Below are 22750 nucleotides of genomic sequence, written 5' to 3'. Positions count from 1 at the left end.
TCTCTCTATAAAAAAAGCTATAGAGATGCTTCTTGATTTTTATAAATAGATATGATTGTCTCTACCAAGTCTAAAGGGGGAAAATAAATAAATGATCGCACGTATTACAACTGTTGCTTTTCGCGGTCTAGAAGCCATTCCTGTCGATGTACAGGTTATGATTTCGTCTGGTAAAATAGGAATGGCTATTGTTGGATTAGCCGATAAGGCAGTCGCAGAAAGCCGTGAACGTGTACAAGCAGCCCTCCACGCTTGTGGACTTTCTATGCCTACTAAACGAATTACGATTAATCTTGCACCAGCTGATTTGCCTAAAGAGGGATCGCATTACGATTTGCCGATCGCCGTAGGCTTAATGCTTGCTATGGGAATTCTCCCTCCCGAAGTAGCACAAGACTATATCATTTTAGGGGAATTATCGCTGGATGGTTCACTTACCGCTGTTAATGGTGTTTTACCAGCTGCCATGACAGCTTTATCACTCGATAAAGGACTGATTTGTCCCTTCCAATGTGGACCTGAAGCTGCTTGGGCAAATGCAGAAATAAATATTCTTGCCCCAGAGACTTTGCTCACTATAGTCAACCATTTCAAAGGAACCCAAATTCAAAAACGTCCACAACCGCGCCAATATACTATCGAAACTGAACTTCCAGATCTTTGCGAAATCAAAGGACAAAAAACAGCTAAACGTGCCTTAGAAGTTTGTGCTGCTGGACGCCATAACCTTTTGTTTGTAGGTCCCCCTGGTGCTGGAAAATCTATGCTAGCGCAACGCTTACCTTCCATTTTGCCACCTCTTGATAGCCGTGAGCTTTTAGATGTCTCTCTGATTGCTTCTATTACAGGAGAAACGGTTCATAATACCATTTCACTTCATTGCCCCTTTCGTTCCCCACATCATTCTGCTTCCATGGCCGCAATGATTGGTGGAGGACTTAAAGGACGACCAGGAGAGGTCTCCCTTGCTCATAATGGTGTGTTATTCCTTGATGAATTGCCTGAATTTTCTCCACAGGTTCTTGATTCTCTTCGTCAACCTTTAGAAAGTGGGGAGTCAGTTATCGCCCGCGCTAATCACCATATTAGCTATCCTGCCCGCTTCCAACTCATTGCCGCAATGAATCCTTGCCGTTGTGGTATGGCAGGCGAAAAAGACCATGTTTGCGCTAAAGGAATACGCTGTCAAATCGATTATCAGTCCCGTATTTCTGGTCCTCTGCTTGACCGAATTGATTTACGGATTGATGTCCCTGCTTTGACGGCTATGGACCTTATGCAACCAGAAAAATCAGAAAAAAGCTGCGATGTTGCCAAACGCGTCGCACGGTGCCGTACCATTCAAGCTAAACGTTTTTCAACAATGGGGTTTGATCATATTCGTACCAATGGCGATTGCCCTGCCAAAATTATAGAACAGATTGCCATTCCTGATAAAAGTGCGACCATACTCTTACGAGATGTGAGTGAAAAAATGCACCTCTCTGCACGCGCTTATCATCGCATTCTCAAAGTTGCACGCACAATTGCTGACCTTGACGGATCAGATACTCTTTCACGCTATCATCTCGCAGAAGCTATTTCCTATCGACTAGGCGCAGAAAGATTAACAGCCCTTAATTAAAAAACTATTCATCAATAAAAACTTATTGGAAAATAACGCAAATAAAGTTCTGTAAGTTTACCATCTTCTTCTAGTGATTTCAGCGCATAATTGAGTATATCAACCAATTTTTCATTTTTTTTTGCAACAGCAAGCTGCATTCCTTGTCCCAATAACTGTGGTGCCATATATGCCCCCCCAACAAAATGGCAACAATCAACAGATTTTTGTTTTTTGAACCATAACGATAAAGCAAATCCATCATCAAAAATAAGGTCAATTTTACGCTCTTGTAATGCTTTATAAAGCTCTTCTCTCTTTTTAAATCCTTGCCATTTGGCTTCAGGAAAATAATAATGAAAGAGCTGTTCGTGAACACTTTTTGACAAAACACCACTGGTTAAATGTATTAATTGATCGCTTATTGGCTCATCAAGATTTAAAAGTCGAGAAGCAACAAATCGCGCTGGAAAGCGCAAATATGACTTTGTAAAAACAAGATCTTGCTGAGTTTCATTTGTTTCTTTTAAACCCGCAATAATAACTTCTGCACCACCATTTTTCACATGCTCCACGAGCTCTTTCCAAGGAACAACTTCTACCTCACAAAGTTTCTCTAATTTTAATTTTGAGCAAATAGCACGCAATAAATCGATATTATAACCTGCAAGATGCCCCGTTTGATCAAGAAAATTAAAAGGAGGAAAATCAAAAGTTGTTACAAAACGCAAACGAACAATATCCGTTGTATCAGGTTGTACCAAATGTTCATGCGAATCAAAAAAAGAAGGTAAGTTTCCAACTATTTTAGCTTCTGCATAAGAGAAAAATAGAAAACCCCCTGCTACAAATAAAATACGAATAAAAATATTGTATAAATTATTGAGTAAAAAGTACCGTAAACGCAATTGAAGAAGTTGTTTTACATATATAGGTTTTCTTATTTTCAAAATCTCTCCCCCATTTTCAAAGCTAAGATGTAACTCTTCTCAGTTATTATCTAATGCACTTCACCAAAATATCTGGCGCTTAATCAATAAAATTCTTGCACTTTTCTAAAACTGTTAAAAATTTTCATATATTTTTTTAAAATACATTGAAAATGCTTCTTAAAAAAGTGCGTGAATAAGCCGCACAATGGTGTTTTATTTTGAATAAGAAATGTAACCTCCATGGACAGGAATAATGCAAACAAATATACACAATATTCTCACCTCAATTTAACATACAAAAAGTTAAAAAACTTAGAGAACGCGTAATATTAACTTCATTAAGATTGAAGATTGATTTATAAGTAAGAAAGTAAAAGCTTCGTTAGTGTAACATAAAGATGCACAACTAATTTTGAAATATTATGCATATGCAAAAATAAACAATAATATCACTCTTCACATAATTTTAAAATTTACGTTTAAAGTTTACGTAAAGCGTAATTGACCTCATCCTGAAATTTTAAAGGAAAAGGATTCGTACCAACGTTGTTCTGTAAACAGTCAGCTTCTCTCGATAAATTACGCTTTTAATTTCTTTAGTCTTCCCATTGTAATTCACTTAACTAAAGGCTTTCAAGCCCTGCCCTGAATATTTACCACGCACTGTAAAAATACTTAAATATATCAAACAGTTGCTTAATTGTCTTATATTATCACCCTAAATGACGATATTTTACTGTATAATGGTGTTATATCATTTCATCATTCTTTCCATTATATATCGACAGATATTGAATCTAGATCTGATATACGGTAAATGTTTAATGTGGTTATTCCATAAATAACTGATCAGAACATTGAGCTTTAAAAAAAGCGGATAAAATATTGTAAATTGAACACAGGAATGGACTAACTTATGAGTGATGAAATAACCTCACCAGCACAAAGCAATGACTATGATGCCGCGTCTATCAAAGTTCTCAAAGGTCTTGATGCTGTACGCAAACGTCCTGGTATGTATATCGGTGATACTGATGATGGATCGGGTTTACACCATATGGTCTATGAAGTTGTAGACAATGCTATCGATGAAGCTTTAGCAGGTCATGCTACTCTTGTAAACGTCACACTCCATGCTGATGGTTCTTGTTCTGTTCGTGATAATGGACGTGGAATTCCGACAGATATTCATCCAACAGAAGGTATTTCTGCCGCTGAAGTTATTATGACACAGCTTCATGCCGGCGGAAAATTTGATCAAAACTCTTATAAAGTTTCAGGTGGATTGCACGGTGTTGGTGTTTCTGTTGTGAATGCATTATCCGTTTGGCTTAAATTGCAAATCAAACGCAATGGTAAAGTTCATGCAATATCATTTACCCACGGGGTGGCTGATGCTCCATTAAAAGTTGTTGGCGATTGCGATCAAGAAAGTGGAACAGAAATCAGATTTTTACCAAGCTCTGAAACCTTTACTATGGTTGAATTTGATTTCGAAACTTTGGAGCGCCGTTTACGGGAATTGGCCTTTCTAAATTCTGGGGTTCATATTCTTCTTGTTGACGAGCGTCATGCTGATATTCAATCAGTTGAATTGCATTATGAAGGTGGATTAACGGAGTTTGTCAAATATATTGACCAATCAAAAAAAGCTCTCCTTGATAATCCCATTTATATTGCAAGTGAAAAGGATGGTATGAGCGTTGATGTTGCCCTATGGTGGAACGATTCCTATCATGAGAAGGTTTTGTGTTTTACCAATAATATTCCTCAGCGTGATGGTGGAACTCATTTGATAGGTTTTAGAAGTGCTCTTACACGCCAAATTAATGGCTATGCTGAATCTTCAGGTATTGCCAAAAAAGAAAAAGTGAACTTAACCGGTGATGACTGCCGTGAAGGATTAACAGCTATTCTTTCTGTCAAAGTTCCTGATCCGAAATTTTCTTCACAAACAAAGGACAAATTGGTTTCTTCTGAAGTGCGCCCTATTGTTGAAAATTTGGTCAATGAAGGGCTTTCGATATGGCTGGAAGAACATCCTAATGAAGCAAAGCTTCTCATTAGTAAAGTGGTGGAAGCTGCAACAGCACGTGAAGCAGCACGCAAAGCACGTGAACTCACAAGGCGAAAAGGAGCGCTTGATATCACTTCTCTACCAGGAAAGCTTGCCGATTGCCAAGAACGTGATCCTGCAAAATCAGAAATCTTTATTGTTGAGGGGGATTCAGCTGGGGGGTCAGCAAAAAGTGGGCGTTCTCGTCAAAATCAAGCAATTTTACCCCTCCGTGGTAAAATCCTCAATGTAGAACGAGCACGTTTCGACCGCATGCTCTCATCTGATATGATCGGAACACTTATTACAGCTCTTGGAACGTCTATCGGTAAAGATGAATTTTCACCGGATAAATTACGTTATCATAAGATTATTATCATGACAGATGCGGACGTTGATGGAGCCCATATTCGCACTCTTCTACTCACTTTCTTTTTTAGACAAATGCCTGAATTGATTGAACGTGGACATCTTTATATTGCTCAGCCTCCTCTTTATAAAGTATCGCGTGGAAAATCTTCCCAATATATTAAAAATGAAGCAGCGTTTGAAGAATTCTTGATCGATACTGGATTAGAAGAAACAGCGCTTGAGCTTTCAACGGGAGAAGTTCGTGCAGGGGCTGATTTGTATCAACTCGCGAAAGATGCTCGTATATTACGTCAGCTTTTAAATGGTCTTCATACCCGTTATGACCGCAATATTGTTGAGCAAGCAGCAATTGTTGGTGCTTTTAATCTTGAAGTCTTTGCAACACAAGAAAAAGCGCAAAAAATAGCAGATACTGTAGCACACCGCCTTAATCTGATTGCTGATGATATGGAACAAGGTTGGAGTGGACGATATACAGAAGATGGAAGTTTATGTTTTGAGCGTATTTTGCGTGGTGTTAAAGATGTTGTTACGCTTGATGTGGGACTTATAAATTCAACTGACGCACGTCAAATTGATCGCATTTCCCAAAATTTTCTCGACATATATCATCCTCCTGTTCTTTTACGTCGCAAAGATAAAACAGAGCATATTTTTGGTCCTATGAGCCTTTTAGAGAGCATTTTTACAAACGGTAAAAAAGGTGTTACTCTTCAACGTTATAAAGGTCTTGGGGAAATGAATGCTGAACAACTTTGGGAAACAACGCTTGATCCCAATGCACGTTCTCTTTTACAAGTAAAAATTAATGATGCAACCGATGCAGATTCACTCTTTTCTCGTCTCATGGGTGATGAAGTTGAACCTAGACGTATTTTTATTCAAGACAATGCCTTAAGCGTTGCCAATCTTGATATCTAAAGGTACTCTTCTGTTTTTGGCTGTGTAAATGTCGTAGTTTTATACGTTGTTTTTTCGTAGTTGAACATTCCCTCTCTATTTCATTTACGATAAAAGAAAAATAAGGAAGATCATATACATGGCAATTGAAACAGAACGTGTAGGAACTAAGGGTGGTATGGAGCACTCTTTTGGTTTTACAAGAGTAGATGAAACACAAAAACAATCCATGGTGGATGGTGTGTTTCATTCTGTCGCTGAAAATTATGACAAGATGAATGATATCTTATCCTTAGGGCTACACCGTGTGTGGAAAAACTCCATGATTGCTTGGCTTTCCCCACCAGCACTTTCTCATTGGAAAGTTCTTGATGTCGCTGGCGGTACAGGTGATATTGCTTTTCGTATTCTTAATGCTTCACGCCAAAAAGCCCATGCTACAGTGCTTGATATTAATGGCTCAATGCTCAGCGTTGGCAAAAAACGCGCACAAAAAAATGGTCTTGCCCCTCTGATTGATTTTGTTGAAGCCAATGCAGAAAATCTCCCCTTTGAAGATCAAAGCTTTGATGCTTACACGATTGCTTTTGGAATTCGCAATGTTCCTCATATTGATCAAGCTCTTAGAGAAGCTTTTCGTGTTTTAAAGCCCGGTGGACGTTTCTTATGTTTAGAATTTTCAAATGTCGAAATGCCTCTGTTGGATAAAATTTATGATCTTTGGTCTTTCCATGCTATCCCTAAGCTTGGTCAATTTATTGCAAATGATGGCGATGCTTATCGTTATTTGGTTGAATCTATCCGCAAATTTCCTAAGCAAGATGATTTTGCCCATATGATCAAGCATGCGGGGTTTTCGCGGATATCATACCGCAATCTCACCGGTGCGATTGCAGCGCTGCATTCAGGTTGGAAAATTTAAAAATGGTGCAAATTTCCCCTTACTTTCAATTGATGCGTGCAGGATGGGTTTTAACGCGTGAAGGTGTTTTAAGTGCTCTTCCTCATGATGATCTTCAAGGATTTCCAGCGCTATGTCATCGTATAGCGAGTGCATTAGCACGACGCAAAACAAAAAAGAAACAGCGATCTGAAAATATTTCGTATGCCATTAATAAGCTTGGACCCTCTTACATAAAACTTGGTCAATTTCTTGCAACAAGGCCTGATATTGTCGGCCGTGATATTGCGGAAGATTTATCACAACTACAAGATCGCGTCCAAACATTTTCTTGCACCGCCGCTATTGCTCAAATTGAAAGTTCTCTTGGTCGCTCTATTGATGATTTATTCATAAACTTTTATCCCCCTATTGCCGCCGCTTCTATTGCTCAAGTTCATCCAGCTGAATACAGTGATGAAACTGGCCATAAGAAAAAATGTGCTGTAAAAGTTATTCGTCCCAATATCAGAGCACGTTTTTCTAAAGATCTTAGAGGATTCTATCTCATTGCTCATTTACAAGAGCGCTATATCCCTGCCTCTCGAAGGCTTCGTCCTGTTTGTGTGGTGGATACTTTAGCACAAACAACACGGCTTGAAATGGATTTACGCCTAGAAGCAGCAGCTATATCTGAAATGGCTGAAAATATTCAACATGATACAGGCTTTCGGGTTCCACGTATTGACTGGGAACGGACAGGACGTAATGTCCTTACAATGGAATGGATTGATGGTATAAGAATATCCGAAATTTCCAAACTTAAAGAAGCTGGATTTGATTTGAAAGCGCTCGCTATTACGCTTATTCAATCTTTTCTTCGCCATACACTGCGCGATGGTTTTTTTCACGCCGATATGCATCCTGGTAATTTATTTGTAGATGAAAAAGGATGTATTGTTGCTGTTGATCTAGGCATTACAGGAAGGCTTGGCAAAAAAGAAAAGCATTTCCTTGCTGAAATTCTTTACGGCTTTATTACCCGCGATTACCATCGGGTTGCACGTGCCCATTTTGAGGCAGGTTATGTTCCTTCACACCATAATATTGAAAGCTTTGCACAAGCCAACCGCGCTATTGGCGAACCAATTCACGGACAATCAGCGCAAAGCATTTCCATGGCTAAATTGCTCACTTTATTGTTTGAAGTCACTGAATTGTTTGACATGCAAACGCGACCTGAACTTTTATTGCTGCAAAAAACGATGGTTGTCGTGGAAGGTGTTGCCCGCACATTAGATCCCACTTTTAATATGTGGAAAGCTTCTGAACCCGTTGTCAAAGAATGGATTAGTAAAAATTTAGGACCCGTAGGCGTTGCAAAAGACTTTAGTGAAGGAGCACAAGCTCTCCTTTCTCTGGCACGCAAAACACCACAATTGGTTCAAAATTTCCAACGGATAGAAGAAGATTTCAATCAAATGAGAAAAACAGGTTTTAATCTTTCTCCTGCTACCCTAAAACAACTTGCTGTGGAACAAAGTCGTAGAAACCGTTATGGTCGTTATAGTCTTTTCATCATTGCACTTTGTTGCGCTTTTCTTACTTTTTACTTTTTTCATCTTTTCTAATCTCCTTGATATGTTAAAAATATCAACAATGAAATCATTGCAATCATTTTTATTTCTTGGAGGTATTTTATGGCCAGTATTACCATTCGTAACCTGTCTCCTGAAACCAAAGAAGCTTTACGCGTACGCGCCGCGCAAAATGGTATTTCTATGGAAGAAGAAGTCCGACGCCTTTTAAGCAACCCCACTCCTCTCACCATACAACCCCTTTATGCTAGCGCTGTTGAATCGCAATCATTGAAATCAAAATCACTTCTTCTTATTATTGGTGGAAGTATTGCATCCTATAAAGCACTTGATTTGATTCGCCGCTTACAAGAACGTGGAGCACACTTAAAAGTCGTGATGACAAAAGCAGCGCAAAAATTTATTACGCCTTTAGCCGCTGAAGCTTTAAGCGGTGGTACTGTATATACTGATTTATTTTCACGCGAAGAAGAACACGATATCGGACATATCCGATTAGCACGTGATGCTGACCTGATTATTTTAGCTCCTGCTACAGCCAACCGTATTGCAAAAATAGTCAATGGCATAGGAGATGATCTGGCTGATTGCATTCTTTTAGCGGCACGCTGCCCACTCTTGATTGCACCCGCCATGAATCCGTCCATGTGGGTGCATCCAGCAACTATTCGTAATGTTGCACAATTGCATGCAGATGGCGTTCATATCATTGGACCAGAAATCGGAAATATGGCTGAACGTGACGAGATAGGATATGGACGTATGAGCGAACCTTTAACCATTGTCGCTGCCATAGAGAATCTTTTGAATGGGCATGAAAAACCTCTCTCTGACCGCCATTTCATCGTTACCTCTGGCCCTACCCATGAACCTATTGATCCAGTGCGTTATATTGCTAATCGGTCTTCAGGTAAACAAGGTCATGCCATCGCAACCGCTCTTGCACATTTGGGTGCAAAAGTAACACTTATTTGTGGACCTGTTAATCTTGCAGACCCACAAGAAGTAAAAACCATTCATGTTGAAACAGCACAACAGATGTTAAAAGCCGTTCAAACCGCATTGCCTGCTGATGGTGCCATTTTTGTTGCCGCTGTTTGTGACTGGCGCAGTCAAACGCAGTCTTTACACAAAATTAAAAAGGATGCTCATAAAACACCACCATCCCTTCATATGGTTGAAAATCCTGACATTTTAGCAACGATTGGACACGCTCCAAACCGTCCTTCATTGGTCATTGGTTTTGCTGCTGAAACATGTGATATCATTGCTAATGCGCAAAAGAAATGTGTTGAAAAAGGAGCTGATTTCATTCTTGCTAATGATATTTCTCTTCAACTAGATGGTACAAGTGTCATGGGTTCTGATACAAATCAAGTTTATCTCGTGAGTAGAGAAAAAGTTGAACAATGGCAACATATGAGTAAACAACACGTAGCGCAAAAATTAGCAAACGTGATTGTATCATTTTTTGCCCCCCAAACACCTACTCCTCATGAGGGAAATATACCACTTTGCAAATAATAACTCTTCAAACGCGTTGATATTAAAACACCTTATAAAATAGAACTGACAATAGGTATCTATCTCTATTAGTATATAATATTTTGATTTATAATGATAATCTAGCATTGTTCATATTAAATTAGAATCCCAAATATCGTAAGATTCTCTCATTTCAACTCTCTCTCATGTTGAAACAATAAAAATCATTTTCTTGCACGTTGCAAACAAGGACAACCGTATAAATACAAAACGTTTGAGAAAGGACTATCGCCCTATAATGAACCGTTTCAAAAGCTAAGACTTGTCGCAACATTGAGGGTAAGTATATGATGTGCCAGCATGCTCTTTTGTTAAGCATAAAGATAGTGGCTACCCCCTTAAGTTTTATAATCTTCATGGGAGCCTTATCCTTATACAATTCACGGGCACTGTTGCGAAATGGGGGTGACGAGCGTTGAGAGATGTTTCTTAAAAAAATCCCATCTTACCCTAACCTTCATAAAAAATAGAATCTTTGCACCCCTGTCTCTCCAGCTTATAAAAAACAAGCTGGAATCATCGTTTGCTATCCTTCAGTTTTAAGAAAGCTCTTGCATTGAGGAAAATTTATAAAAAGCATTTTTTTCTTAAATGTTTTTTATCTCTATATTTGTCCTATTTATGATGTGCAAATAAATGATTGTTTTGATTTTGACAGTGAAGATTTAATTTCCATATTGGTGATTCTTATTCAAATTAAAGATGATAAATTCTCTTCATAAATTAATGGTGTTATTATCTAAAAATTATTTGATACAGTGCACCACTTGTATGAAAAGTGCTTCAATGAATTCTTACTTTATTGCACTTATAGCTCTTAAAGTTCAAAATCTCATCATTTTTAAGCATCAGTGACATCTCTCTTTCTTTACTTCTTCTCAAAAAACTGCCTGTTATGAAATACTTATAGTTAATCGTTTGAAATTTTTTATTTTCCTATTGTGATATTACATGAATCATTCTGTTGCCTAAAATCAGAATATTTCCGTAACTAATACGTAAACTTTACCCTTATTCCATTAACCTCAATAGTATTTTAAATAGACGCGAAAACCAAGATGCGCCATGCCAAGCGATAAAAAAGTACAGATTAGGATATCGTGCAAAACAAATTAAGGATATAGATAAACGAAATTAGGCAGCGATACTGGATAAATGGAAGTAAAAAACTTCCCCCTCAATATCTCCTACTACCTTAATTTTTTTTATATACATTATGTAAACGCAATAAGCTAAACTCTGTACAAAGATATTTAAAAGTTCTTCTACAACAGCTGCTTCTTACATTTTTCTCGTTTTTTTAAACCTAAAATTTCTATTAATTGAAATTTTATTTTAAACGAAGAAGCCTTAGTTATTTTTTATTTTATCCATTCTATAAGAAGAATTTAGCCTGATTTTAATAATAATATAAAAGTGAAAAATTCTCTTTTTTTACAAAATAATATCGATGTATTTCTTTAGTGTTAGTGAAAATAGCTCTTATAATTCAAGAAAGAAAAAATTACACTGTACATTCTTTAAATATATTTCTTGTTTTTTTTGCTTCTTTCCTTAGTTTATTAATCTATGATTTTTACTGCTGCTTATCGTGCTTTACAACGTCTTCTGACCTCGCAATATCGTACTATGATACTGAAAGCATTAGGGGTTACTTTTTTCATTCTCACCATTTTATGGTTATGTGTGCACCAACTTTTTGTGTCTTACTTTTGGCCCTGGATTGCTCAATTTCTTCCTGGACTTCCTAGTTGGGCGGGATGGATTGGTTTTAGCATGCTTATCATCTTTAACCTTGGGTTGGCTCTTTTGTTGGCTTTTTTGATTGCACCCATCACAGCTATGATTGGTGGTTTTTTCATTGATTCTGCTGCTGAAATCATTGAAAAGGAGGATTATCCAAACGAGCCTATTGGACAAGCTTTGTCATTTAAGCGTTCTCTTATTATTTCCTTTAAATTTGTTATTTTAAGCCTTCTTGGGAATGGAATTGCTTTTATTTTATTCTTCATACCAGGTGTTAATTTGATTGCTTTTTATGTTATTAATGGTTATTTGCTTGGTCACGAATATTTCTTGTTTGCTGCTTACCGTTTTCGAACAGAGCAAAATGCGCGTGCTTTTTTACATACTCATTACACAACGGTTTTTGGTGCAGGATTATTGATAGCGCTTTTTGTTTCGATTCCAATTCTTAATTTAGCAACACCGCTTTTTGCAGCCGCCTTTATGACATATTTACATAAAATGCTTTCCCAAAAAACCATAGCACGCATTACACAAAAATAATGCTCCTTAACTTTAAGCGAATCAAACCTGCCAGTAAAAAAAGCATATGATAAAATTTTATGCTTTTCCTTTTATTAAGGCAACATATTGATCTATAACGATAATTTATTATTTTACAACATAAGTAAAAAACTAAATATTATGCGGTTTTCTCATTTTAATCCTATTCATATTGGATCAATTGAAATCGTTTATTAATATGTACAAGCAGAGTTGGTGTGTGGACAAAAGCACTTAAAAAAGTGTAAAATACTTTTCATGACCCCTCTTAAATGCAAGAATTATTGTCACATTGGAAACTGGCAAAGAGTAGGGTGATCGGTTTGTACCTTATATTTCAGTAAAAATGGAGAGCATAATGTATTTTATACCATTCATGGAGAGTATATACTCTTTATGAGCACCGTCATAAGAGTGTTTTGGGAATTATTGAAAGATATCTGTGTAAAACAAGCACATAGTAATATAATAGTATTTTGAGCGTATTCAATTTTAATTGTAAAAAGCGCGCGCTTTAAAGAGACCTTTTGAAAAAAATCTTGCTCTGATGTTAGCGTTTCGCTAATATAGCGTTATCATATCCATTATCTTTATGGATTATTTTAGCCTTGTTAGCGCCTTATATTATAAGGTTTCTTTTTTTTCAAAACTGTTGATACGAATGATTAATTGGATATTCATTTTTATTAAAAAATAAGGCGTTTGTTAACCATCGCAAGGAGTAAATTTTAATACCAAAGTAAAAAATAAAAACATGTAAGTTCTTAAAACTTATGAGAAATTTGTTATAGGGAATACTCTTTATGATACATATGATTGTTATGATATGGGGAAATTAAAAAATTAAAAAACAAGCTATACGCACACTAATAAAAGTATTAAATAGACTTCTTTGTTCAACCGGCAAAGCAAATGTGACTGCTTAAGTTCTATATTTTTTCAAATCATGCAAAAGATGTATAATATTTAAAGGAAGGCTATAAAGATGAACTGGATTACGAATTATGTTCGTCCTAAAATTAACTCTATATTGGGACGCCGTGAAATTCCAGAAAATCTATGGATTAAAGATCCTACCAGTGGTGAAATGATCTTCCATAAAGATCTGGAAGCCAATCAATTTGTGGCTCCCAATTCTGGCTATCATATGCGTATCAGTGCTAAAAATCGTCTCATGCATTTTTTTGATGATGGTGTTTATACAACTCTTGAAAATCCAAAAGTTGTAACAGACCCTTTAAAATTTCGTGACGAAAAACGCTATATTGACCGGTTAAAAGATTATCGTTCTAAACTTGGTGTTGATGACAATATTTTAAGTGCACGCGGCACGATTGAGGGTTTGCCAATTATTGTAACCGTTCAAGATTTCGCCTTTATGGGTGGATCACTCGGTATGGCTTCAGGAGAAGCTATTATCAAAGCTTTCGATACTGCTATTGCTGAAAGACGTCCGCTGGTTCTTTTTGCTGCTTCTGGTGGTGCACGCATGCAAGAAGGAACACTGTCATTGATGCAAATGCCCCGTACAACAGTAGCGATTGAAATGTTGAAAGAAGCAAAACTTCCCTATATTGTCGTGCTGACCAATCCAACCACCGGTGGTGTTACTGCTTCTTACGCCATGCTTGGTGATATTCACATTGCCGAACCTGGCGCTATGATTGGTTTTGCTGGTCCACGTGTGATTCAACAAACTATACGCGAAACTCTACCAGAAGGTTTTCAAAGTAGTGAATATCTGCTTGAACATGGTATGATTGATATGGTTGTATCGCGTTTAGAAATGAAAACAACCATTGCACGTCTTTTACGCTTGATGATGAAACGCCCTGCTGTTTTTCATCCTTCCGATCCATCCCCAACAGACTCTCAAACATCGCTTTCTACAACAAAAGCAGCTTAAATTCATGCAACAAAACCAAGTACAAAAGGTGGTAGATGGTTTACTGAAAAATTATCCGAAAAAATTTGATCTTTCTTTAGAGCGTATTGTTCACCTTTTAGAGCGTCTTGGTAATCCACATTTAAAACTTGCACCTGTTATTCACATCGCTGGAACAAATGGCAAAGGATCTGCCTCAGCAATTTGCCGTGCTCTTTTGGAAAATGCAGGCTACCGCGTTCATGTCTATAGCTCACCTCATCTCGTCAACTGGAATGAACGTTGCCGATTAGGTCAAAAAGGAAGTGGTCAATTTGTTACAGAGAGCCAATTGGCTGAAACAATCCGTGAAATTATAAAAGTAAATCATCAAGAACCAATTACTATTTTTGAAATTTTTACAGCCGCTGCCTTTATGCTGTTTAGTGTACATCCAGCTGATGTAGTCATTCTAGAAGTTGGATTGGGAGGACGTTTTGATGCTACCAATGTCGTTAACAAACCAGCTGTATCGCTTATTATGCCCATTGATTATGATCATGAGATCTTTCTTGGAAATACAATTGCTCAAATCGCTTTTCAAAAAGGAGGGATTATCAAACCAAACGTTCCTGTGGTTATCGGGAAGCAAAACTATCAAGAAACTCTTGCTACTTTAATACCCCTTGCCGATAAAAATAAAGCATCTTATTCTCTATGTGATCAAGATTATCAAAGCTATAAAGAACATGGACGTATGGTTTTTCAAAACAATCAAGGTCTCATGGATCTCCCCCTTCCTAACCTTATTGGAGACCACCAAATTGCCAATGCTGGTGCATCTCTTGAAGCAGTCTATCAAGCGGGTTTTCAACTTTCAGAACAAACCATAAAGGATGCTTTGAAAAATATTTATTGGCCCGCACGAATGCAACATCTTACTCATGGACATTTAGTTGATCAACTGTCTCCTAATATTGATTTATGGTTGGATGGAGGTCATAATCCTGCTGCAGGAAAAGTTATTGCAGCAGAACTTACACAATGGAGAAAAAAAACAGATCGTCCCATTATTATGATTGCTGGCATGCTTAATACCAAAGATGCTGTAGGTTATTTTCGTCCTTTAGCTAACCTTGTCGATAAAGTATATACGATACCGCTGCGTGACAATAATGCCAGTATCTCTCCAACAAACTTAGCTGAATCAGCCCAAAAAGTAGGAATCCTTGCTGCCCCAAAAGCGCACCTACAAGATGCTTTGCATAAGATGAAGGAGGAATATAAAGAAGCGATTGTTCTTATTGGTGGTTCTCTTTATCTTGCGGGCGATATTTTGCGTGACAATAAAACACCACCATGCTAAAAATTAGCCATTTTTAAAACTTTGAAAGATAGACTTTTTGATCATGCGACTTGATTGTGCACTTTATCAACATCCTAAACTCATTACTGTTTTTGGCGGATCTGGTTTTGTAGGACGGCATGTCGTTGAAACTTTGACTAAGCAGGGATATCGCGTTCGCATCGCTGTTCGTTGTCCACAAAAAGCTTATTACATGCTTCAAATAGGAGAAGTAGGACAAACCCAAATGCTTAAAACAGATATCAAGCATCGTGCTTCTGTTGCACGCGCATTGCTTGGAGCTGATGCAGCAGTGTTTTTGCCTGGTAGCTTAAAACAAGCAAATCAATCGAATTTTAAAAAAACACAAATTGATGGTGTTTACAATGTTGCTGAATTAACAGCAGAAACTGGTATTCCGCTCATCTATATGTCAACACTTGTGGCTAACGAGAATGCTTCATGTTTTTATGCACGTGTTAAGTTTATGGGTGAGCAAATCATTCATAACAAGCATCCTCAGGCAATTATTATCCGTCCATCCGTTATCTTTGGACCAGAGGATTGTTTCTTTAACACCTTAGCTGATTTGTCGCGTTTTTTACCAATTATGCCTCTTTTTGGAGGTGGACAAAGTAAATTGCAACCCGTGTATGTTGGTGACGTTGCTGAGTTTATCGCACGCGCTTTAAATGGACAGGTTACTTGGGGAAAAAATTATGATCTTGGTGGTCCCCAAATTATCACCTTCCAAAATGCTCTTGAAAATATACTCAAAATCATTCATCGTAAAAAAACACTCCTATCCATGCCTCTTTCTGCCGGTCTATTGATTGGAGGAATTTTAGGAACAATTGGTAAACTGCCTTTTGTACCAACACTTGTAACAGCCAATCAGATACGCTTTTTGCAAATAGATAACATAGTTTCTCAAGAAGCTATTGAAAATGGATGTACTTTAGAAGGGGTGGGAATTACTCCCAGAGCAATGTCTGCATTCTTGCCAAGTTATCTCTGGCGATTTCGTCCACATGGTCAATTTTCCCAAAACCTACTCGTTTAGAACAAATCCTTCCAAAACTGAGTTAATTATTTGATTTATAATTCATAGCGCGTTGTTAGCGGTTTTAAAATCAGAGTGTTCAATAGAGTGATGTTTATACATTTTTAATGCTCTGTTCAGTATCACAAAAAATGTTTAATCGTATATCTATAGGATTTTGATAAAATCGTTGAAAACAGGAGAAAAGTACTTCTTATAAACTGTCTTTATCCAAGAGCAGCTGCAACATTGGAATCCTAAAGAACCGATTCTGAATTGCCTATTCATAAATATGATAATCTATGGCTTTGCATTATATTATTTTGCTAAAAAGCTTAATAATGCAATTCAAAGTAACTCTTCCTTTTTTAACAACCGCATAAGTGAGTAGAATACGAGTATATACTTTCGATATTATCCCATAAAAAATCGATATAAAAACTGTGAAGCACATGCACCATTTTTATTATTTAAAAGGTATTCCCTCTGGAGATTTTTAAAAGCTTTAAAGTTACGTGAAAAGGATAGAATTTTGTTTATATAATAAGACTTATCATGAAGATCTCTTATTCTGTCAGTAACATCATTACTCAGATCCATAAATGCATATTTGTTGCACAAATTTATGGAGATTTTAAAAGGGCTTTTTCACATAAAGAAGTCCTCTTCTTGTCTTGCATTTTTTTTTAATTTCTCCTACCGTCTTGGAAAAACTTATTTTAAAGGAATAAAGAATGGCAGCTCAAGATTTTGTTGTCAAAGATATTGCTCTTGCCGCTTATGGTCGTAAAGAACTTGACATTGCTGAAACTGAAATGCCTGGTTTGATGGCTTGTCGCAAGGAGTTTTCCTCTAGTCAGCCTTTGCGTGGAGCGCGTATTTCTGGCTCATTGCACATGACAATTCAAACAGCCGTTTTAATTGAAACATTAAAAGCGATTGGCGCCGATATACGATGGAGCTCTAGCAATATTTTTTCTACACAAGACCATGCAGCAGCAGCTATCGCCGCAACTGGTATTCCTGTATTCGCAGTTAAGGGTGAAACATTGGAAGAATATTGGACTTATATAGATGCAATCTTCCAATGGCCAGATGGTCATCCTTCCAATCTTATTTTAGATGATGGCGCTGATGCCACAAACTATATTTTAATGGGAAGTCGTGCAGAACAAAATAAAGATATCCTCTCGCATCCAAAAACAGAAGAAGAAGAAATTTTTTTCAAACAAATACAAAAACGTATGGATGCAACACCAGGATTTTTTACACGACAATGCACAGCAATCAAAGGTGTAAGTGAAGAAACTACAACAGGTGTAAACCGTCTTTATCAATTACAAAAAGAAGGGCTTCTCCCTTTTCCTGCTATTAATGTCAATGACAGCGTCACTAAATCAAAGTTTGATAATAAATATGGATGTAAAGAATCATTGGTCGATGGTATTCGACGTGGAACAGACGTGATGATCGCTGGTAAAACTGCCATTGTCTGTGGTTATGGTGATGTAGGAAAAGGTTCAGCAGCATCCCTTTCTGGTGCTGGAGCTCGTGTTAAAGTAACAGAAATTGACCCTATCTGTGCTCTTCAAGCAGCGATGGATGGCTATGAAGTTGTTAATTTGGATGATGATGCTTCCAGTGCTGATATTATCATCACCACAACAGGCAATAAAGATGTTGTTCGTTTAGACCATATGCGACAAGTAAAGGATATGTGTATTCTTGGAAATATTGGTCATTTTGATAACGAAATCCAAGTCGCTGCCCTTAGAAATTTGCCATGGACAAATATTAAACCACAAGTTGATATGATCACTTTTCCCGATGGAAAACGCATTATTTTGCTTTCTGAAGGACGTTTGTTAAACCTCGGGAATGCGACTGGGCATCCTTCTTTTGTCATGTCAGCCTCGTTTACTAATCAAGTTTTAGCGCAAATTGAACTTTTTACCCGTTCAGAACACTATACAAATGAAGTCACTGTTTTGCCTAAACATCTTGATGAAAAGGTTGCACGTCTACATCTTGATCGGTTAGGAATAAAATTAAGTGTTTTATCAGAAGAACAAGCCGCTTATATTGGAGTCTCACCACAAGGACCTTATAAACCAAACCATTACCGTTACTAATACATTTCCTTGGATAAAAAAAGGGAAAGATGCCGTGTTCAGCTTTGGTGACTATAACCCCAAAGAAAAAGCTCAAAAAGAGATCCGAATCTATACGTATATATTTTGCCTTTTTTTCTTTTTTTCTCCAACATGCGCTGTTGCTCAGTCATTGGAAAGTTATTTACCATTTTCTTTCACTTTGCCCAATGGTCCATGGCTGCTTTTAGCGCTATGTGGGGGGATTTCTTGTGCTTCACTTCTCTCGTGTATGGCTGTTACCGTGCGTGCAAAAAAAGCAGCACAGAAACCTCTGAAGATAATTCAAGCAGATTTTTCTGAAAAACTTAAATATTATGAATGGCTTTTGGAAGAAACCGAACAATTCCTTCTCATTTGGGAAAATCCAACGACCTTACCCCGTGTAGTTGGTACCCTTTCCGCATTGCAAAAAATAGGAATTGATCAGCAAGATTTTCAGCGCTTTGAGCTTTGGGTTGAAGAAAATTCTCTGCGAGAACTTGACTATGCATTGACTCAACTCCGTTGTCAATGTCACCCTTTTGAACTTTCTATCACCACCACAAATAATGTGCTGCTACAAGTTACAGGGGTTATTGCAGGAACGGTCGCCATTGCTCGTTTTCAAGATATTTCAAAACAACAAAGTGAAAACGCTCGTTTACAGAAAGATATCGCCCGCCTTCTTACTGAACTGAGAATGCAGCGCAATCTTCTTGATCTTATTCAAGAACCCGTATGGATAAAAGATTGTGAAGGAAAAGTTTGTTTTATCAATCGCGCCTTTAGAGAGATGACAGATTTTCGTGAAGACAATGATGAAGTGGGGGATCTCTTCAATGAAAACACACAATGCAAAACAGGTAAAACAGAAACAATTTTTCAAGAACATGTTCATACAGTTATTAATGGAGAACGGCACCGTTTTCATCTCACACGGATTACAACGGCCGAGGGGATGGCAGCTTTTGCACGTGATGACAGCGCATATGAAAATCTTGCTCATGAATTAAAATATATTCTTAAAAGCCATTGTGAAACACTTGACCAAATCTCAACAGCTGTAGCCATTTTTGATACAAACCAAAAATTAAAATTTTGCAATCATGCTTTTAAAATTTTATGGCCGTTGGAGAGTTCCTTTTTAGAAAGTGAACCAAGCCATACTTTGTTTCTTGAACATTTGCGTGAAAAGGGGCTCATTGCTGAACACCCCGATTGGCGCGCGTGGAAAGAAGAACTCTTTAAAGCCTATCGGCAAACAGAATCAAACCAACAAATTTGGAATCTTCCAGATGGGCGTACGGTGCGTGTTGTCTCTAACCCTCATCCACAAGGAGGCGTCACTTGGCTTTACGAAAACCTTACTGAAAAAATTGATCTTGAACGCCGTTATAACACACTCATAAAAATACAAGGTGAAACACTTGATAAACTTTCCGAAGGCGTGGTTGTTTTTGGTACTGATGGACGCCTTCGTTTATCGAATCCTGCCTTGTCGAAATTGTGGTCGCTTCCTTACAATTTACTGGTAGAAGGAACCCATATTACACAGTTCCAAAGCCATTGTTCAACCTTAACATCGGGGCAAGAATGGGATGAGTTTACAAAATTCATTACCGGTTTTGCTGAAAAACGTGAAACATATTCGGGTCGTATAGATCTCAAAAATGATACGATTATTGACTATACTCTGGTCCCTCTTCCCGATGGGCAAACGATGCTTACTTTTGTGAATGTTACAGACACTGTTCATGTTGCACGTGCTCTTCAAGAAAAAAACGAAGCATTAGAAAGTGCTGATCGTTTGCGTAATGAATTTGTCCAACACGTTTCCTATGAATTGCGTACACCTCTCACCAATATTATTGGATTTTCTGATATTTTACGTGATCAAATTTTCGGTTCTATCAATGAACGTCAACAAGAATATCTCGGGCACATTCATTCAGAATCAGGAACTCTTTTAAATATTGTTAACGATATTCTTGATCTTGCCACCCTTGATGCAGGAATTATGGAGTTGGACATAAAATCGGTTAATATTGCCGATGCTATGATACAAGCAGTAGCACGTGTGGAAGATCGCCTTAATGGACGTCATATTACACTTTTACAACAAATTTCCCCTTCCTTAAACTCTATTTCTGCTGATGAAAAACGCTTGCATCAAATTTTTGTGAATGTCCTGAGTAATGCTATTAATTTCGCAACAGAAGCGAGTACTATTGAATTTTGCGTCGATGAAGAAGATGATAACATTGTCTTTAGCGTTCACAATGAGGGCTCTGACATTCCTGAAGACATTCTTGATCGTATTTTTAAACGTTTTTCTTCTCATTCACACCATGGTGGGCGTGCGGGAGCAGGTCTTGGCCTTTCCCTTGTGAAAAGTTTCGTTGAACTGCACGGTGGACATGTTGAAATTCTGACCGGTTCTGGAAAAGGAACAACCGTTAAATGTTTTTTCCCACTTCCCAAAGGAGATAAGATTTTTTAATTTTAGCCTTTATTATAATAAAAATTTTTCATCCATCTCATGGAACTCTTAATGAATTTTAGTTTTTTTCTTGAAAATGAAGAGGCCACAAAGCTTTTTGCACAAAATTTAGCTCTTTCTTTAAAGCCGGGAGATCTTGTAACGCTGCAAGGAGATCTTGGAACTGGAAAATCAACCATTGCACGCACAATCATCCAAACACTTGCAAACGATAACACTATGGATGTTCCAAGCCCTACTTTTACTCTTATGCAAAGCTATCAACTTCCACAGTTTGAAATTATTCATGCTGATCTTTATCGCCTTTCTATGGAAGAAGAAATTGATGAATTAGGGCTTTATGAAGCACACGAGAAAAACATTTTACTTGTCGAATGGCCAGAAAGAAGTGCAGCTCTTTTAGAGCTTTCCACTTTTGCACTTACCTTACAATATGAAATTCATGGGCGCCATGTAACAGTTAGATCAGCACAACATTCCATTGAACGTTTGCAACAGTCTTTTGCAATCCATACATTTAAAAAAACATAGATATAATCATGAGCATCATCATTTTTTAGTTGGTAATATCTCAGGATATACCTATGAAATTTGAGATAATGAACAACATAAAGAAGTCCCTTATAAATGCTGCAACCATGAAGATGAAACTCTGACTCTTTCATATAACAATGACATAAATTGCAAAGGACATCCGTTAATTTATAGGAATTCATCAATTTATTTTAGAGAATGTTTTTTGCCTTTCATATTTTTGTTTAAGGCTTCGAAAAAAGTTTTTTGATTCTAGAGAATAGTATAAGAAAATTTTAAATTGAAGTGGTAACCCTTTAGAAGAACATTCTATAACCTGTAGTGAATTGCTTTTTTCTTTCTGCTTAAAAATTGTGAGCTTCAGAAAAGTAATTTGCAAAGTTTGTGCTTAAAATTTTCTTATTGCTAGAGTGGTATTTGCTTTTTTATGTGTTGGCCCCCTATCTTGATAGCCTTATCCAAGAAGAAAGACCTTTATGAAATTATCATTCACCCAATATTTTTGACGCGCATATAAGGAAAGAATTGCCTATATTCTTCATACAAAGCAATTTTTTATAAAAAATGGTCAATTAAATCATGCATAACAGTGTGGATTCTTAAAATCATTTAAATTTTTGATTTAATTGAATTGCTATTATAGAATGTTTAAAAAAATCAAAAGGAGAGACTAAAATTTCTCTCCTTTATCGTTACTGAGTATGGCATCAACTAAGTCCATTTTTTATCCACTCAGAAAGACGTCCTTTAGGGGCAGCGCCAATCATATTCGATGAAACATTTCCATTTTTAAACATTAATAATGTAGGGATAGAGCGCACTCCATATTGGGTAGCAAGTTCCGGATTTTCATCAATATTCACTTTGGCAATTTTAACTTGATTTTGCATTTCTATTGAAATTTCATCCAAAATCGGTGCAATCATTTTGCAAGGACCACACCATTCTGCCCAAAAATCAACCACAACAGGGGTGGAAGAAGTTAGAACTTCACTTTCGAAGTTGTCCTTATCAACTTTTATACATGTCATTGAGTTATCCTTTATATTCATTTCTATACATTGGTATGATAACAATTCATATCAAGTTATTGCAAAGATAAATTATTAAGAGACTTTTCTACACCAAAGATTGTATAGGGTGTTTGTTTGAGTAATT

Annotated in this window: 14 protein-coding genes; 12 read left to right on the top strand and 2 right to left on the bottom strand. The window is 37.2% G+C overall.

All coding sequences use genetic code 11. The features are described 5' to 3' along the window. The first annotated feature begins 91 nt into the window (after nt 1–91). Nucleotides 92–1624, top strand: a complete 1533-nt coding sequence (locus tag ACFIJJ_RS00680) for a YifB family Mg chelatase-like AAA ATPase (RefSeq protein WP_375645653.1) — start codon at nt 92–94, stop codon at nt 1622–1624. An 11-nt stretch (nt 1625–1635) separates the two neighbouring features. On the opposite strand, the gene ACFIJJ_RS00675 is transcribed toward ACFIJJ_RS00680, so the two are convergent. Beyond that, complete coding sequence (locus tag ACFIJJ_RS00675) at nt 1636–2553, bottom strand: transporter substrate-binding domain-containing protein (protein WP_375622024.1); 918 nt, start codon at nt 2551–2553, stop codon at nt 1636–1638. 898 nt (nt 2554–3451) lie between these two features. Between ACFIJJ_RS00675 and gyrB the strand changes: the two genes are divergently transcribed. From gyrB to tsaE, 11 genes are all read left to right on the top strand, one after another. Continuing rightward, complete coding sequence (gyrB, locus tag ACFIJJ_RS00670) at nt 3452–5884, top strand: DNA topoisomerase (ATP-hydrolyzing) subunit B (protein ID WP_375622025.1); 2433 nt, start codon at nt 3452–3454, stop codon at nt 5882–5884. Nucleotides 5885–6002: 118 nt separating this feature from the next. After that, on the top strand, nt 6003–6785 hold the full coding sequence (ubiE, locus tag ACFIJJ_RS00665; RefSeq protein ID WP_375622026.1) for a bifunctional demethylmenaquinone methyltransferase/2-methoxy-6-polyprenyl-1,4-benzoquinol methylase UbiE: 783 nt from the start codon (nt 6003–6005) through the stop codon (nt 6783–6785). A 2-nt stretch (nt 6786–6787) separates the two neighbouring features. Then, entirely contained in the window at nt 6788–8374 is a 1587-nt protein-coding gene (gene ubiB, locus ACFIJJ_RS00660) for a 2-polyprenylphenol 6-hydroxylase (RefSeq protein WP_375622027.1), read from the top strand. Nucleotides 8375–8443: 69 nt separating this feature from the next. Then, nucleotides 8444–9865, top strand: a complete 1422-nt coding sequence (gene coaBC, locus ACFIJJ_RS00655) for a bifunctional phosphopantothenoylcysteine decarboxylase/phosphopantothenate--cysteine ligase CoaBC (protein WP_375645652.1) — start codon at nt 8444–8446, stop codon at nt 9863–9865. A gap of 1590 nt (nt 9866–11455) precedes the next feature. Beyond that, nucleotides 11456–12175, top strand: a complete 720-nt coding sequence (locus tag ACFIJJ_RS00650; RefSeq protein WP_375622029.1) for a sulfate transporter family protein — start codon at nt 11456–11458, stop codon at nt 12173–12175. A gap of 985 nt (nt 12176–13160) precedes the next feature. Then, nucleotides 13161–14081: an acetyl-CoA carboxylase, carboxyltransferase subunit beta gene (gene accD, locus ACFIJJ_RS00645; protein ID WP_375622030.1), complete on the top strand. Its 921-nt coding sequence runs from the start codon at nt 13161–13163 to the stop codon at nt 14079–14081. Nucleotides 14082–14085: 4 nt separating this feature from the next. After that, a complete protein-coding gene (locus ACFIJJ_RS00640; RefSeq protein ID WP_375645651.1) occupies nt 14086–15405 on the top strand; it encodes a bifunctional folylpolyglutamate synthase/dihydrofolate synthase in 1320 nt (439 codons plus the stop codon). A 43-nt stretch (nt 15406–15448) separates the two neighbouring features. Then, a complete protein-coding gene (locus ACFIJJ_RS00635; protein ID WP_375645703.1) occupies nt 15449–16447 on the top strand; it encodes a complex I NDUFA9 subunit family protein in 999 nt (332 codons plus the stop codon). A 713-nt stretch (nt 16448–17160) separates the two neighbouring features. After that, nucleotides 17161–18558: an adenosylhomocysteinase gene (ahcY, locus tag ACFIJJ_RS00630; protein ID WP_375645649.1), complete on the top strand. Its 1398-nt coding sequence runs from the start codon at nt 17161–17163 to the stop codon at nt 18556–18558. 34 nt (nt 18559–18592) lie between these two features. Then, entirely contained in the window at nt 18593–21058 is a 2466-nt protein-coding gene (locus ACFIJJ_RS00625) for a PAS-domain containing protein (RefSeq protein WP_375645648.1), read from the top strand. A 51-nt stretch (nt 21059–21109) separates the two neighbouring features. Next, nucleotides 21110–21589: a tRNA (adenosine(37)-N6)-threonylcarbamoyltransferase complex ATPase subunit type 1 TsaE gene (gene tsaE / locus ACFIJJ_RS00620; protein ID WP_375645647.1), complete on the top strand. Its 480-nt coding sequence runs from the start codon at nt 21110–21112 to the stop codon at nt 21587–21589. Between the two features lie 710 nt (nt 21590–22299). On the opposite strand, the gene trxA is transcribed toward tsaE, so the two are convergent. Next, entirely contained in the window at nt 22300–22623 is a 324-nt protein-coding gene (trxA, locus tag ACFIJJ_RS00615) for a thioredoxin (protein WP_375645645.1), read from the bottom strand. Between the last annotated feature and the right edge of the window lie 127 nt (nt 22624–22750).

The organism is Bartonella sp. TT29SHDZB, assembly GCF_042193395.1.
Classification (GTDB): domain Bacteria; phylum Pseudomonadota; class Alphaproteobacteria; order Rhizobiales; family Rhizobiaceae; genus Bartonella.
The sequence above is the reverse complement of the archived record's forward strand: the minus strand, read 5'-3'. Positions and strand labels throughout refer to the sequence as shown.